Consider the following 14,806-nt stretch of genomic DNA (forward strand, 5'->3'; position numbering starts at 1 on the left):
AAACTAGGAAAATGAAAAAACTAACAACAGGAATTTTAGCCCATGTAGATGCGGGAAAAACTACCTTGTCAGAAGGGATGCTCTACAAAAGTGGCACATTGAGGAAATTAGGTGCAGTTGATAAAGGAACTGCCTATTTAGATAGTGATGATTTAGAAAGGAAACGCGGAATTACGATTTTTTCCCATATTGCGCGTATTCAAACCGGTAATAGTGAATTACAAATTTTAGATACGCCGGGCCATATTGATTTCGCTCAAGAAATGGAAGAGACGTTAAGTGTTTTAGATTATGCCATCTTAGTTGTATCAGCTAGTGAAGGAGTAACTGGATATACACGAACTCTTTGGAGCTTACTAAAAAAGCATCAAATTCCAGTTTTTGTCTTTGTCAATAAAATGGATACCTTGAAAGCTGATAAGGAAAATATTCTTAAGCAACTTAATGAGCTGGATGACAATTTTATTGAGTTTGACAATCAAGATGCATATTTTTATGAAAAAGTTGCTACTGCAGATGAAACTACTTTGGATCAATATCTAGAACTTGGAAAAATAGAAGATAGTGCAGTCAAAAAATTAATTAATCAAAGAAAAATTTTCCCAGTATATTTTGGAGCAGCTTTAAAATTAATTGGAATAGATGAATTTCTAGCGGGCTTAGATAAATGGACTGATGAAAGAAAGTATACAAATGACTTTGGAGCTAGGATTTTCAAGATTTCTTATGATGAAAAGGGCGAACGATTAACTTGGGTAAAAATTACTGGTAGTAGTTTAAAAGCCAAGACCGAAATGTTTCCTGATGAAAAGGTGAATGAAATTCGTTGCTATAACGGCACTAAGTATCAAGTTATTTCGCAGGCAGAAGCTAGCGAAATTGTTGCTGTCAGTGGCTTGAAAAGTACATATCCTGGACAAGGATTAGGCTTTGAAAATGATCAGACTAATTTTACCGTTCAGCCGGTTCTAACTTATGCAGTAAAAGTCGACTCCACTAACACAAATGCTTGCTTGCAGGCACTAAGCCAGCTTGAAGATGAGAACCCTCAACTCCATGTTAAGTGGAACAAGCAAACAGAAGAGACAAGTATTGATGTTTTGGGTAAGATTCAATTAGAGATTCTCCAGCAACTATTACTCGATCGTTTTAATTTAGAAGTTGAATTTACTCAGGGCAAGATTCTTTACCAAGAAAGTATTAAGTCTTCAGTTGAAGGGGTTGGACACTTTGAACCTTTAAGACACTATGCAGAAGTTCACTTGTTACTCACTCCGGGCAAGAAGGGAAGTGGCTTAGTTTTCAAAAATAAGTGTAGTTTAGAAGTTTTGCCTAAAAAATGGCAAGATCAAGTGATGGAAAGTTTATCTAATAAGGAACACTTAGGCGTTTTGACTGGTTCACCTATTACAGATCTTGAAATTACTCTAGTTGGAGGCCGGGGAAGCAATGTTCATACAGTTGGCGGAGATTTTCGTGAGGCAACTTATCGTGCAGTGCGGCAAGGATTAATGGAGTTAAAAGCTAAAAAACAAGTTTATTTACTTGAACCTTGGTACCAATTCACTTTAAGAATTAATCAGGATCAAGTTGGCCGAGCAATTAATGATATTGAGAGAATGGGTGGAAAATTTGAACTTGGAGAAAGTAGTGGGAGTGTTACTACGATTAGCGGCCAAGCACCGGTAGCGCAGATGCAGGATTATGCTACTGAAGTTAGAAACTACACTCATGGTAGCGGACAGCTAGAATGTTTATTCTTGGGCTATCGAGAATGCAAAGATAGTGCTGCTATTATTCAAGAAATGGATTATGATCCATTATCTGACATTAACAATACTCCTAACTCTGTCTTCTGTTCCCATGGCGCAGGTCATACAGTTGTTTGGGATGAGGTACCAAGTCATGTTCAGTATCCATATTTAGGATAGATTGCTGCACGATTATGGTAGATTAAGCTAAATACTTTTAAAGTGAAACGCTTTCATTATTTACGAAAACGTGCTATATTAATGGTGTGAAATAGCTCTAGTAGAAGTCACGATTAAGATTGTTAGAAATTATATTTTTATTAATTAAGTAGACGATACTCTAGCTATTGCAATTCATAAATATAATTCATAAGTAAAAAGGAAGTTCTATTTTGAACTTCCTTTTTTGGTGTTAATAAAAATATAGTTAAAGTAACTATTTGAATCCCATTTGCTTACGTAAGACAGTGTAGATTGGTTCTCCACCTAAGAGGGCTAGAATTAGATAGGCAATAAAGACACTCATAATCATTGGAAGAACTTGTTCTACGGTTCCAATCATTTCTGTCAGCAAAATAATTGCAGTAAATGGGGCTCGCAAAATTGCGCCGAGATAAGCTGCCATAGAGACAACAATAATATTAGTATAGTTGTCAGTAGGAATTAGGCCTAAGTGAATAAAGATAGTCGCAAAAATCGTCCCCATTAAAGCCCCTAAAACTAAAATCGGCATAAAAGTACCACCAGGAATAGAACTACAATAAGAAATCATAGAAAAGATTAATCTTAGTAGAAAGAAGACAACTGGAATTAGAATCCAGGAAAGTTGCCCTAGTTTTTCTTCTTGGATAATTAAAGGATTGTGAAAGAGTGAATCGATCAAGTAATGTGATCCACCCAAAACATGAGGAAAGGCAAGTCCAATAGGAATAATTAATAGAAGTGGGACAATACTGTGATATTGTATGGGAATAATTTTTAGCTTGCTAAAAAGCCATTTAGTATTTAAAAGAGAACGTTGATATCCATATGCCATTAGACCAGCTACAATTCCGATAGTAATTAATGACCAGTAGGAGTGAACGGGCAATTTTTTAGCAATGGGAAGATAAAGACAGGGACGCGTTCCAAAAAATATAATAGTAACTAAATCAGCTGAAGCAGCGGCCCCTAAAGCGCTGATGCATTCTTTAGGGTTAAAAGAATGGGTAATAACTTCAACAAGGAAAAAAACACCTGCAAGTGGAGCTGAGACGGCGGCACTAAGGCCGGCCGCAATTCCCGCGCATTGAAGCAAACGTCTATCTTCTTCACTGCATTCAAAAATATTTTCTGCAAAACCTTGACCTACTAAAGCACCCATTTGGATACATGGACCTTCGCGACCAAGAAAAAGTCCCATTGAGCTTACTAAGAGACCACCTACGAATTTTCGCCATAAAACGGGAAACCATTTAACTTCGTGTTCTCCCATTAATGTTGCTTCTACCTGAGGAATACCTGATCCCGATAGGTCTAGTAAATATGGTTTAATAATTTTGCTCACAAGGATACAAATAAAAAAAGTAAAAATTGTATATAGACCGATCCATTGGGGATGGGATGCCATGTAGGGATAGAGAAAGTATAAAAAATGCATGCTTTTATCGATAACAAATCGAAAAATACTGACTATCATTCCTATAATTAATCCAATAATGATGCTCTGAATTAAAATCTGTGGCACTCGGGTAGTAAAGGGATGTCTAAGAAAATCTTTAGCGGGTTTCATAATTATGACTTCTTTCGTGCAGATGTTGATAGGTTTATTGTATGCCGAAAGAAAAGATTAATGAAATAAATTTAAGTCGTATTTGAAAATAAAATTCAAATACGACTTTTTTATAGATTTTAGTATTTTTAAATCATAATAATGACCATAAAGTTTAAAAATAGAAAGGAATAAGATATGTATTTATTATTTTTACCACCATGGATAACCCCTTATAAATAATTAATGTAATAAAAGTAGAGAATGGTTTAAATAACGCATACTATGACTTATTTAAATACTGGGAGATGAAAGACATGCATAGAGTCATTATCTTTGGTAAAGGACGTTGTTGGTAATAGTTTGAACTTAATAAATGATTATTTTTAGTATTTATTAGACCTAGGAGAACACTAATGTTTCCAAGAATTGAATGGCATAAGATTTAATAGAATAAGTTAAGAGAATAATATTTTAAAGGAGAAAAAAATGGTAGAAAAAGTGAATGTAAAAGAATTAGCAGATCAAGCTTTGCAAGGAAAAAAAGACTTATCTGATTCAAAAGGAATGACATTAACATATATTTATGATCCAGTCTCAGATCGACTTGATAAAAATGATAAATTCGATGTAGGAAAATAATATTTATAGAATTTAAATGCTTGGATAAATAGTTCAAGCATTTTTATTATCAATTGAAATTAGGAGAATTATACAATGACACCATTTCTATTAGAGCATAATTTAAGGAGAAGAGAATATACTCATAAAGAAATTGATAAAGATTTTAAGCATGCAATTTTGAGTAAATATGGAACTAATTATCACTTGAAGACTAAAAAGAAAATTATAATATTTTCAACTCAATTGGATACGGAAATGGACGAAATGGGAGTATATTTTTTATCGCGAAATATTGATTATGATCGTATAAATAGTGAAGAAATTGCTCAGGGATATTTTTCTTTTAGTATCAACTATACTCAAGAAGCTCCAACTGTTGTTTTACAAGATAAACGTTCAAAAATAAATTATGACCTAGATAATTACGACTATATTTGGTTCAGACATTTTTCTGTCTACTGTACTAATAATGCAGTAAACACCTATGAGAATGAATATAGAGAACAAGAGTGGATGTCTCTTTTTTCTTCAATTCCAATGTTATATAAAAATAAAGTTTTTATGCCTTCATATTCCGATGTTTTTTTAACAAAGCCTTATCAACTAAAACTGGCTCGTAAAGTAGGATTAAAAATTATTCCTACACTTATAAGTAATAATTATGAAGAAATTGATACTTTTACACAAAGAAATAGTGAAAATATTGTGAAAGCTATCTATCATCACATGTTCTTTACAGACCGCAATAATTTAGTAGAATTTAATACTAAAAATTTCATACATTTGAATAGTAAACAGCAAGAAAATGTTTCTCAAGTTCCGGCAATTTATCAACCTAATTATTTAAATTCCACTTCTAAAGAAGTCAGAGTAACTGTATTTGGTGAAAAAATGATTGCATATTATTATCAGAATTATTTTGGTAAAGACTGGCATCCAAATCTACAAAAATTACGTGTTAAAAAAATAATTATTCCAAGTGATATAGAGAATAATATTATTAATTTTTTTAAACTGGCTAATATATCTTTTGGTACTGTAGATTTTATCATTCAGGACAAAACATGGTATTTTTTAGAAGTTAATGTAAATGGGGACTGGGCATGGTTAGAAAATTTAGCAGATACTAGTTTTTCAGATCTTTTGATAGAAACAGTATTGGAGAGATGAAATAATGAAAAGATACATCTTAGAATTTAAATCGCAATTTATCTTTCTTACGTTTTTACTTACTCTAGTAGCTGGATTGGATGTATATGGTGCAGTAATTATTTCAAATGTAATTAATGCAATTATCAAACATAAACTTACGATTTTTTATCAGCAAATCGTAGTTTGGATTCTAGTTTGGGGTCTTATTATTATTATCCGGTACGCTCTTTCAATTTCTGAAACTAAATTTGAGCAAGAGATAGCCAATAAAATTCGCGCTAATATTTTAGAAGCAATTTCAAACGAAAGTTATGAAAAGTATAATAATTCAGATAATAGCCGTTTTGTTTCGTGGATGAATAATGATACACAGCAGATTGTTGATAAAGGATTAACATATCTATACACCATTATTGAAGCAATAGCCTTGATAGGTTTGTCTCTGATTACGCTTTGGACATATAGCGTTTGGATTGTATTTGTTGCATTAATTTTAGCCATGGTTACTTTATATCTTCCTCGATTACTGAACAATCGTTTAACCCAAACTTCTCAAGCTTTAACTAAAGAAAATGAAAATTTTGTACAAGTAGCATCCGACTTACTTGGAAATTTTAATATGTTGTTTTCTTTTAATAGCCTCTCTCTTATGAGACACGATATAAATAATGAATCTAAAAAATTAAAAAACGCCTATGTTGCTCAAGCAAAAGTATACGGTGGAATTGCAGCTTTAGGTTTTATTAGTAATGTGATTTCTCAAATTAGCTTAACTGGGTTAGCAGGAATTTTAGCTTATAGAGGCATTATTACGATCGGAGCTATTTTTTCAATTAGTAATTTGACCAGCAATATTTTTAATAGTGTAGGTAATATGCCGAATTATTTAAGCTATATCAAGAGTACAGAACCCATTTTTGATAAATTTAAAAAGTTTATTGATGACAATCCGAAGGATGAAAAGAAAAATAAATTGATACCACAGACTCCATTTTTGGAAATTAAGAATGTAACTTTTCATTATCCTCGTACTAAAAATGATATCTTATGTAACTTTTCATATAAGTTTAAAAAAAATAGAAATTATCTTCTTGATGGCGACAGTGGGTGCGGAAAAAGTACTATTTTAAAGCTGTTAGCAGGATTTTATCCATCTTACAAAGGAAAGATACTGCTTAAAGGACATAATTTAAACGAATATTCACAGGAGCAACTGCATAAAGATATTTTTTATTTAGATCAACACCCGCAAGTGATTAAGGGAACAGTACGGACTAATCTTAATCTAACTGATCATTATTGTGATAGAGATTTACAGAGAGTATTAGATCAGGTGCATTTAGAAAGTAGTAGTGAATTCTTGGATACTTATATTGAAAAAGGAGGAAGTAGCTTGTCTGGAGGGCAATTGCAAAGACTAGCCCTAGCTCGAGCTGTTTTACGAAATTTTGAAATATTTTTAATGGATGAAGGAACGACTGGTGTAGAAAAAAAGATATCAATGGAGTTAGAGCAGATGTTATTAAAAGATCCAAATAAAACAGTTATCGTGGTGAACCATAGTGAGTCTAAAGAAAATCTAAAAATGTTTGATGAGATAATTGAAGTCAAGAAATTTTAAGTAAAAAAGAAAATTTTATTTAAGGTGAGGCATTCTCAAGTAAGTATAAGAGATATAAAATTTTTATTCCTTAGTTGATGACTAATCAACTAGGGATTTTTTAATATCTTTAATTTAACTTTCTTTGAGTGTATATAGTACTCATATTTGATAAACTTTCTTTAATAAAAATAAAGTTAAGGTGATTTGAATTTTCTTTGTTTGCCTAAGACTTAAGACTCTATAGATTGTTTGGCTTTCTAATAAAAATAAGATTAAATACTCAATACTCATAATTCATATTTCTATTATGTTTCTAGTATTAATATTTATATATCAGTTGATGAAAATAATAAGAAAAAGCACCTGACTTTGATAGTTAATAGATAGTTATCAAAGTTAGGTACTTTTTGTAGAAATTAGTAATAGATTGTAATTTGAATTTTCTTTTTTATCACGTTCCAATAAATGGAGCAGGACCGATATGGTGAAGATTCATATTAATTTTCTCCTTAATACTGCATTAATTGCGTTAACCGTATAAATAAATGGTTGTTTGTCTATGGCATATACTTATTATTAATATCTTCTCCCTATCGAATTTACTTAAAAGGCTCGATTGTGTGTGGGAATAGTTTTCTCATATTGCTTATAACACTCCTTTTCTTAACACTACAGTCCTTTAATAATAGATTATATAGTGTAATAAACTCATTTCATTTGTTCTCCTTCTGGATAAAACTTTTAAATAAGGCTAGTACATCTTTTACTGGATCTTTACAGTATTTATTAGGTATCCATAAATATCTAGTATTAGAGATTGTATCCCCTATATTTGTTTTTTTATATTTTTTCATCAGTTTAACCTAATTACACAATTATTCCACCTAAGTGTGTCATATTTATTCCTCCAATTTGCATTACTTAAGTTTATGCTATTAGTATAGAGACCTTTATAAAAATAAAATTAAAATAGTCGTATTTGAATTTAATATTCACATATGACTATTTAGGTGTTATTTATATTTAATGAGAAGGTCTTCCAGAATTTTTCCGTATTGAATCATGCCAATACTGATTAAGAAATCTTTTATTTGGTTACTTTTGGTGTAATATTCATTATTTTTAGTTTGATGATAAAGAAGGATATTTTTGAAGAAATAGAAAGCCGATTTATAAAATACTAGTTCAGGTTTAATTTTTATTCTTTCTCCTTTTTCAAGAAAATAACCAGTATCGTTTTCTTTATTATTACTTAAAGAAAAAGCTAAGATATTCACTATTATAGCAAGTAAGGAAATTTGCATTTTAATATTAGAAGAATCAATGTATTGGCTAATTATTTTTTTAGCAATTATTTTATTACTTTCTAAATCATAGAAGTACATGAAATTACAGAATAAAGTTACTTTATTTTCATTAAAATTAGGAATACTAAATATTTTATCTTTTATTTTATCTCTTAATTTTAAGTTAGGTTTTTCGGAAGGATCTTTCATTATTTCTATCCAGCCGTCTATTAATAGAAGCTGTTCTTGTTTTTCTTTATTTGAAAGATTACTTTCGTTTACGAGAGGCTTAAGATTCTTCATTTTATCAATATTATTTTCGTAGTAGGCTTCAGACAGCATATTATTAAAATCTTTTATTTGTTGATGGCGGAGATCGTCAGTTGAATGTAATCTACTAAAAAACTCCCATAAAGGGATAGTATTGTAATGAAGTAAGTCAATTAAACTATTTGCGGTAATGTGATGAATATTTTTTTCTACTTTAGAATAATAAGACTGACTCGTAATTAAACCATTGTTTGTAAATTCTTTTTGATTTTTACCTTGACTAATTCGATATTCTTTTAGTAATTCACCAATTGTCATTATCTAATACCTCTTTAATATTCAAATACGACTATTTTAAAAATAATTTTAATTCTCTGGTAACATTAAATCAATATTAAATTATTTGGAGAGGATTAAATTATATGAACGTATTCTTGAAGAACAAAGATTACAGAAGATTTTCAGTTGCTAGTTTCTTATCTAGTGCTGGTGACATTCTTTTTTATTTAGCGTTTATGACTTATGCAAGTAAATTACAAAATTATTCTCTTGCCTTATCATTAATTGCAATCTCTGAATCACTGCCAAGATTATTTGATATCTTTGGTGGCTACTTAGCTGATAGAACAAGAAAAAAGTTTAAGAACATCTTCTTAATGTCTCTAGTTAGATTTACCCTCTATAGCTTAGTTGGGATATTGTTTGTTACTAATGTATCTCAATGGGGCTTAGTAATTGCAGTAGTAATTATTAACTTTATTTCTGATATGGCTGGTACTTATGCCGGAGGTTTAAGTGCTCCATTAATTGTTGATTTAGTTGGAGAAGATGAATTTGCACAAGCAGAAGGCTTTACCAACGGTATTAGTCAAGTTATTACTACTGTAGCTCAGTTTGTTGGATCAGGTCTCTTGCTTTTCTTGTCTTACTCAAGCTTAGCTTTCGTTAATGCATTTACTTTCTTAGCAGCTGGCTTGTTATATGCTAGTGTAGGCCTTCGTCATAAGAAAGATGATAAGCCACTTGAATCACAAGAAGTAAACGAGCAAAAATTCTTTGCGACAATGAAGACCTCATATACTCAAATCAAGAAGGCCTCAGGCTTGTTATCAGTAGTTTTAGTAATTGCACTTCTTAACGGTGCATTAACTTCTATGGGTTCATTATTACCAATTATTATGGCGGGTAATCGCTCAACAATGATTATTTCTACTTACAGCTTTACTCTTGCAGTAATTGGTTTGGTGGTAAGTGTTGGTGCAATCTTAGGTAGTACTTTTGGACCACAATTATTTAAAAAGCAATCTGTTTTCTTTATGGTTATTGCTGCCAATGTTTTAAGTGTAGCCACTACAGTTGCTGCAATGTTCGCTAACATTTTTGCAATTATGCCATTTTACTTCTTATTAGCTTTAGTAATAAGTACTGCTTCACTTAAAATGCAACAATGGTTAGTTACGACAATTGATCGTAAGATTTTAGCTTCAAGTGTAGGCTTACTTAATACAATTGTCATGGCGACTTCACCAGTAATGACTACAGTATTAACTACTATTTCAGGCTTAGGGGATGTTAGATATGCCTTATTTGCACTCTTAGCAGTTGAAATTATTATTTTGTTTGTCGCAGTTAAATTGAGTGTTAAGACTAAAGTAAACAAAGAGGAAGTTAAATCCGCTGTTGTAGTAAATAAATAGCTTATAAAATTAATGTTTAACTAATGACGCAACACTTGGGAATCGATTCTCTCAAGATATTAGGGATTTTTTATAAGCTAAATTAATGTATTTGTATACTGTATATAACAAGTTATTAAGGAAGCCTTAAGCTTAAGCGTTTGAAGACTTCAGAATATATTTATCAACTATGGCTTGATATGATTAGGTTAATCAGTCATAAGGATTGAAATAGCTAGCTAAAAACAATCTTTTATGTATTTTTAGGAAAGGAACCTAATTATGATGAAAGATAAACATGGAATTAAGGATAAAGTAGCAGGAAAGCTTAAAGAAGTAGAAGGAAAAATCACTGGTGATAAAGCTCGTGAGGTAGAAGGAAAAGCTCAACAAGCTAAAGGAAAAGTAAAATCTAAGGCGACTGAAGTAAAAGAAGACTTAGAATAATTTACTACTAAATTAGAAATAGGAGGCGATCCCCATGCTTCACTGGATTTGGGTTTTGATTGTCGGAGGCGTAATCGGGTTGATTGCAGGAGCCATTACTCATAAAGGCGGTTCAATGAACTGGATTGCAAATATTATTGCTGGGCTAGTAGGCTCATCTCTAGGCGAGGCTTTGCTGGGTGCCTGGGGTCCGCAAGTAGCGGGAATGGCAATTGTTCCATCATTACTAGGAGCTATTATTTTAGTTATCTTAGTATCATGGATTATGACAATGTTATTTGGTCCTAAGGCTAGCGAATAAATCATATTCAACACAATTTAATAATCTCTCTCAAAAGAGCAGTCTTATCGGGCTGCTCTTTTCTATGGTTTTTCATAGTATAATAGATGTGATATAAAAATCTAGGTAAGAAAAGAGATAATAATGCGTTTAATTTCATGGAATATTGATTCGCTTAATGCTGCTTTAACTAGTGATTCAGCTCGTGCTAAGCTAACACGTGGCGTTTTAGATACAATTAAAGAAAAAGATCCTGATATTATTGCTATTCAAGAAACTAAATTACGCTCTACTGGTCCTACCAAGAAGCACCAAGAGATTTTAGCTGAAATGTTTCCTGAGTATGACTATGTTTGGCGTTCATCGGAAGAGCCAGCAAGAAAGGGTTATGCAGGAACTATGTTTTTGTACAAAAATTCTTTGACTCCTGAAGTAACTAAGCCAGTCATTGGAGCACCAGAACCAATGGACTATGAAGGACGGATTTTAACTTTAGAATTTGACAACTATTATGTTACTCAAGTTTATACACCGAACTCTGGTAATGAGTTGAAGCGATTAGAGGATCGTCAGGTTTGGGATGAAAAGTATACAGAATATTTACAAAAACTAGATCAAAGTAAGCCTGTAATTGCTAGTGGCGACTATAACGTTGCTCATACACCTATTGATTTGAAGCACCCTGAAAATAATCATCATAACGCTGGCTTTACTGATGAAGAACGACAAGATTTTGATAAGCTGCTCAAACTTGGTTTTACTGATACATTCAGAAAAGTTCATGGAAATGTCGAAGGTGTCTATTCTTGGTGGGCTCAAAGAGTAAGAACTAGCAAGGCGAATAATTCAGGCTGGAGAATTGATTACTATATCGTATCGGATAGGATTGCGGATCAGGTAACTAAGTCAGAAATGCTCGATACTGGAGAGCGAAAAGATCATTGCCCAATTATGTTAGAAATTGATTTATAATTATCCACTTGTGGATAAGTAAAGGAGATCCAAATGATCTTCTTTTTTAGTTTAGATCGGAAGTGAAGGCTGTGGATAACGTTTTAAAAGAAGCAATTTTAAATGGCTTGTATGACAAAAATGAAAATAAGGGAAATGAGTTTATCAGTCCCCAATTAGTAAGTAATGATGAGCAAGATAAAATTTGGTTTACTTTGCGGCAAGAATTAATGTCATGTACTTCTTTTACCTGGGCAGTCGCTTTTATCTCAGAAAATATGCTTGTTCCATTTAAAGTAGTAATGTCTGAACTAGCTAAAAAAGGAATTAGCGGTACTTTAATTACGGGAACTTATTTAGGATTTAATAGCCCTAAAGTTTTCAGAGAATTAATGAAGATTCCTAACCTGAAAGTTCATTTAAGTGAAGAAGCTGGTTTTCACGCAAAGGGCTATCTTTTTAAGCATGATGACTATCAAACAATTCTAATTGGAAGTGCAAATTTTACTAGAAGTGCTTTATTAAAAAATTGCGAGTGGGGATTAAAGATAACTTCTCATGAAAATGGACAATTGGTTGAAGAAGTTAATGATCAAATTAAAGCTACTTTAACTCACAGTCATGAGCTTACTGAATCTTGGATTAATGAATATGAACAAGTTTGGCAACCAATTAAGAAAAATGCGCATTTTCCATTAAACAAAGCAAAGAAAATATTGCCTAATCAAATGCAAGAAGCTGCTTTAAAGAATTTAAGTACTTTAGTGAAAGAAAATGCAAAACGTGCCTTAGTTGTCTCAGCGACAGGGACTGGAAAAACATATTTAGGTGCTTTTGCAGTGAAAAAATACAAGCCGAAAAAGTTTCTGTATTTAGTTCACCGGGAACAAATAGCTAAAAAGGCGTTAGCTAGTTTCTACCGAGTAATTGGTGGTGATAAGAATGACTATGGCTTATTGACTGGCAGTAAGCATGATTTTAATAAAAAGTATCTTTTTGGAACTGTTCAAACTGTAAGTCAGGAGCAAATGTTAGGACAATTAGATCCGAAAGAATTTGATTATATTCTGATTGATGAAGCCCATAGGGTTGCAGCTCCAACTTATAAAAAGATTCTAAATCATTTTGCACCGAAATTTTTATTAGGAATGACAGCAACGCCAGAGCGAATGGATAAACAAAATATATATGAAATATTTGATTATCACTTAGCTTACGAGATTAGACTAAAGGATGCTTTAAATGAACAAATGCTCGCACCATTTCATTATGTTGGTGTTGAGGATTATACTGTGGGCGATCAGATCATAACTGAAACTAGTAAACTAAAAGACTTAGTTGCTGAAAAGAGAGTAGAGTATGTGCTTAAGCAGCTTGCTTATTACGGGTATTGCGGGGAACAAGCAAAAGGACTTATTTTTTGCAGTCGGCAAGAAGAAGCTCGAGAGTTAGCACAATTATTTAGTCAAGCTGGGCATCCGTCTTGTGCTCTTACTAATGAAGACAGTCAAAAAAGGCGTGCTGACGTGACGCAGCAGTTAGAGAATGGTGAGATAGAGTATATTTTTACCGTTGATCTTTTTAATGAAGGAATTGATATTCCCTCTCTAAATCAAATTGTGATGTTAAGAAATACCCAATCAAGTATTGTTTTTATTCAGCAACTGGGTCGTGGTCTGCGTAAATTTCCAGGTAAGGATTATGTGACAGTTATTGATTTCCTGGGAAATTATAAAAATAATTATCTAATTCCAATTGCTTTAAATGGTGATAAAAGCAGAGACAAAGATCAGGCAGTTCGAGAAAGTAAATTACCACAAGTAATTGATGTTTCGACGATTAACTTTACTGAAATTGCTTCTCAAAGAATTTTAGCTTCGCTTGAAAAGATAAAACTAGATAGTATGCGCGAACTCAGAAAGTCGTATGAAGATTTGAAAGAAAAAATTGGTAAAGTGCCACTCTTATATGACTTTTATCAATATGGTACAACTGCACCAACTGTTTTTGCTAAAAATCACGCCTTGGCTAATTATGGTGATTTTTTAAAGAAAATGGGAGAAAACATAAACTTAAGTAATTATCAAAATGCTGTTCTCTCATTTGTGACAAAGGAATTGCTATTTGGAAAAAGACCGCATGAATTATTGTTGCTAGAAAGCTGCTTAGATAAAGATCTTACCAAAACTGATTTCATTGACCTACTTAAGAGCAAGGATTGTTACGTTAATGAAGATGTACTTGCTTCAGTTGAAAAAATTCTGTCACTTGAATTTTTTGATGTTAAGCAGGGTAAAACTACTAAGAAAGAGCAGTATGGAAGTTATCCCTTAATTGAAAAAGTAGAGGAAAAGTATCGTTTGTCGCATCCATTGCAACAAGCATTAACTGATAATCAGCAATTTAAAATCTTGTTTAAAGATGTGCTGAAAACAGGATTAGAATTGTCAAAAGAGTATAACTCACAGTCTCAATTTACCCTCTATAAACAATATGATCGTAAAGATGTTTGTCGCTTGTTAAATTGGCCTAAGGATGTGTCAGCTCCAATGTATGGCTATCGTGTAGGAGAAAAAGAGACGCCAATTTTTATCACGTATCAAAAAGATTCTAAGAAGAAGCGTAATGCTCGCTACCAAAATACTTTAGAAAATGGGCATAGTCTACGTTGGTATACCCGTACACCACGTCATTTAGAATCAGATGAAGTGCAGCGCTTATTACAAAGTAAGGAAATGAAATTGCATTTATTTGTTAAGCGAAGTGATGCATCCGGAAAAGACTTTTACTATTTAGGGACAGCTGATATTCAAAAAGATTCTGTCAAAGAAGAAAAAATTGGACTTAAGCAAAAGAGTGCAGTGGGCATGAATTTAGTTCTTAATCATCCTTTAAGACAATCAATTTACAATTTGCTTTTTAGTTAAGAAATTAAACATAGTTTAGGATAAATTATAAAAATTCATAATAATTATTTGATAAATTTTAGTTTGCGAAAATGGAGGAAGTGAAAATA

At 32.1% G+C, this 14,806-nt stretch carries 11 protein-coding genes; 9 read left to right on the forward strand and 2 right to left on the reverse strand.

The window, feature by feature from the left end; translation table 11 throughout:
* Positions 1–11 precede the first annotated feature (11 nt).
* The gene (locus tag QM512_RS08585; RefSeq protein WP_282805275.1) at positions 12–1,931 is read left to right on the forward strand and encodes a GTP-binding protein; all 1,920 of its coding nucleotides are present in this window, start codon (positions 12–14) and stop codon (positions 1,929–1,931) included.
* Positions 1,932–2,187: 256 nt separating this feature from the next.
* On the opposite strand, the gene QM512_RS08590 is transcribed toward QM512_RS08585, so the two are convergent.
* On the reverse strand, positions 2,188–3,522 hold the full coding sequence (locus QM512_RS08590; RefSeq protein WP_282805276.1) for a ClC family H(+)/Cl(-) exchange transporter: 1,335 nt from the start codon (positions 3,520–3,522) through the stop codon (positions 2,188–2,190).
* 468 nt (positions 3,523–3,990) lie between these two features.
* Here QM512_RS08590 and QM512_RS08595 point away from each other — a divergent pair, with 468 nt between their 5' ends.
* The 3 genes from QM512_RS08595 (at position 3,991) to QM512_RS08605 (ending at position 6,898) form a co-directional block, all read left to right on the forward strand.
* A complete protein-coding gene (locus tag QM512_RS08595; RefSeq protein ID WP_260317039.1) occupies positions 3,991–4,143 on the forward strand; it encodes a hypothetical protein in 153 nt (50 codons plus the stop codon).
* Between the two features lie 75 nt (positions 4,144–4,218).
* Positions 4,219–5,295 (forward strand): hypothetical protein, encoded by a 1,077-nt coding sequence (locus QM512_RS08600; RefSeq protein ID WP_282805277.1) that lies wholly within the window; start codon positions 4,219–4,221, stop codon positions 5,293–5,295.
* 4 nt (positions 5,296–5,299) lie between these two features.
* The gene (locus tag QM512_RS08605) at positions 5,300–6,898 is read left to right on the forward strand and encodes an ATP-binding cassette domain-containing protein (protein ID WP_282805278.1); all 1,599 of its coding nucleotides are present in this window, start codon (positions 5,300–5,302) and stop codon (positions 6,896–6,898) included.
* Positions 6,899–7,893: 995 nt separating this feature from the next.
* Here the strand turns inward: QM512_RS08605 and QM512_RS08610 are convergent.
* The gene (locus QM512_RS08610) at positions 7,894–8,754 is read right to left on the reverse strand and encodes a helix-turn-helix domain-containing protein (protein ID WP_282805279.1); all 861 of its coding nucleotides are present in this window, start codon (positions 8,752–8,754) and stop codon (positions 7,894–7,896) included.
* A gap of 104 nt (positions 8,755–8,858) precedes the next feature.
* Here QM512_RS08610 and QM512_RS08615 point away from each other — a divergent pair, with 104 nt between their 5' ends.
* From QM512_RS08615 to QM512_RS08635, 5 genes are all read left to right on the forward strand, one after another.
* Positions 8,859–10,133: an MFS transporter gene (locus tag QM512_RS08615; RefSeq protein WP_282805280.1), complete on the forward strand. Its 1,275-nt coding sequence runs from the start codon at positions 8,859–8,861 to the stop codon at positions 10,131–10,133.
* A 264-nt stretch (positions 10,134–10,397) separates the two neighbouring features.
* Entirely contained in the window at positions 10,398–10,559 is a 162-nt protein-coding gene (locus tag QM512_RS08620) for a CsbD family protein (protein WP_172972192.1), read from the forward strand.
* A gap of 34 nt (positions 10,560–10,593) precedes the next feature.
* On the forward strand, positions 10,594–10,860 hold the full coding sequence (locus QM512_RS08625) for a GlsB/YeaQ/YmgE family stress response membrane protein (protein ID WP_057718177.1): 267 nt from the start codon (positions 10,594–10,596) through the stop codon (positions 10,858–10,860).
* A 123-nt stretch (positions 10,861–10,983) separates the two neighbouring features.
* Positions 10,984–11,811 (forward strand): exodeoxyribonuclease III, encoded by an 828-nt coding sequence (locus QM512_RS08630; RefSeq protein WP_282805281.1) that lies wholly within the window; start codon positions 10,984–10,986, stop codon positions 11,809–11,811.
* Positions 11,812–11,882: 71 nt separating this feature from the next.
* A complete protein-coding gene (locus QM512_RS08635) occupies positions 11,883–14,717 on the forward strand; it encodes a DUF3427 domain-containing protein (RefSeq protein ID WP_282805282.1) in 2,835 nt (944 codons plus the stop codon).
* Positions 14,718–14,806 lie beyond the last annotated feature (89 nt).

Source organism: Lactobacillus isalae (genome assembly GCF_947539375.1).
In the GTDB taxonomy this organism is placed as follows: domain Bacteria; phylum Bacillota; class Bacilli; order Lactobacillales; family Lactobacillaceae; genus Lactobacillus; species Lactobacillus isalae.

What these genes read in the sequence shown, in the direction of transcription:
- QM512_RS08595 (WP_260317039.1), top strand. Translation starts at nt 3,991, where the DNA reads ATGGTAGAAAAAGTGAATGTAAAAGAATTAGCAGATCAAGCTTTGCAA.
- QM512_RS08620 (WP_172972192.1), top strand. Translation starts at nt 10,398, where the DNA reads ATGAAAGATAAACATGGAATTAAGGATAAAGTAGCAGGAAAGCTTAAA.
- QM512_RS08615 (WP_282805280.1), top strand. Translation starts at nt 8,859, where the DNA reads ATGAACGTATTCTTGAAGAACAAAGATTACAGAAGATTTTCAGTTGCT.
- QM512_RS08600 (WP_282805277.1), top strand. Translation starts at nt 4,219, where the DNA reads ATGACACCATTTCTATTAGAGCATAATTTAAGGAGAAGAGAATATACT.
- QM512_RS08605 (WP_282805278.1), top strand. Translation starts at nt 5,300, where the DNA reads ATGAAAAGATACATCTTAGAATTTAAATCGCAATTTATCTTTCTTACG.
- QM512_RS08590 (WP_282805276.1), bottom strand. Translation starts at nt 3,522, where the DNA reads ATGAAACCCGCTAAAGATTTTCTTAGACATCCCTTTACTACCCGAGTG.
- QM512_RS08625 (WP_057718177.1), top strand. Translation starts at nt 10,594, where the DNA reads ATGCTTCACTGGATTTGGGTTTTGATTGTCGGAGGCGTAATCGGGTTG.
- QM512_RS08610 (WP_282805279.1), bottom strand. Translation starts at nt 8,754, where the DNA reads ATGACAATTGGTGAATTACTAAAAGAATATCGAATTAGTCAAGGTAAA.
- QM512_RS08585 (WP_282805275.1), top strand. Translation starts at nt 12, where the DNA reads ATGAAAAAACTAACAACAGGAATTTTAGCCCATGTAGATGCGGGAAAA.
- QM512_RS08630 (WP_282805281.1), top strand. Translation starts at nt 10,984, where the DNA reads ATGCGTTTAATTTCATGGAATATTGATTCGCTTAATGCTGCTTTAACT.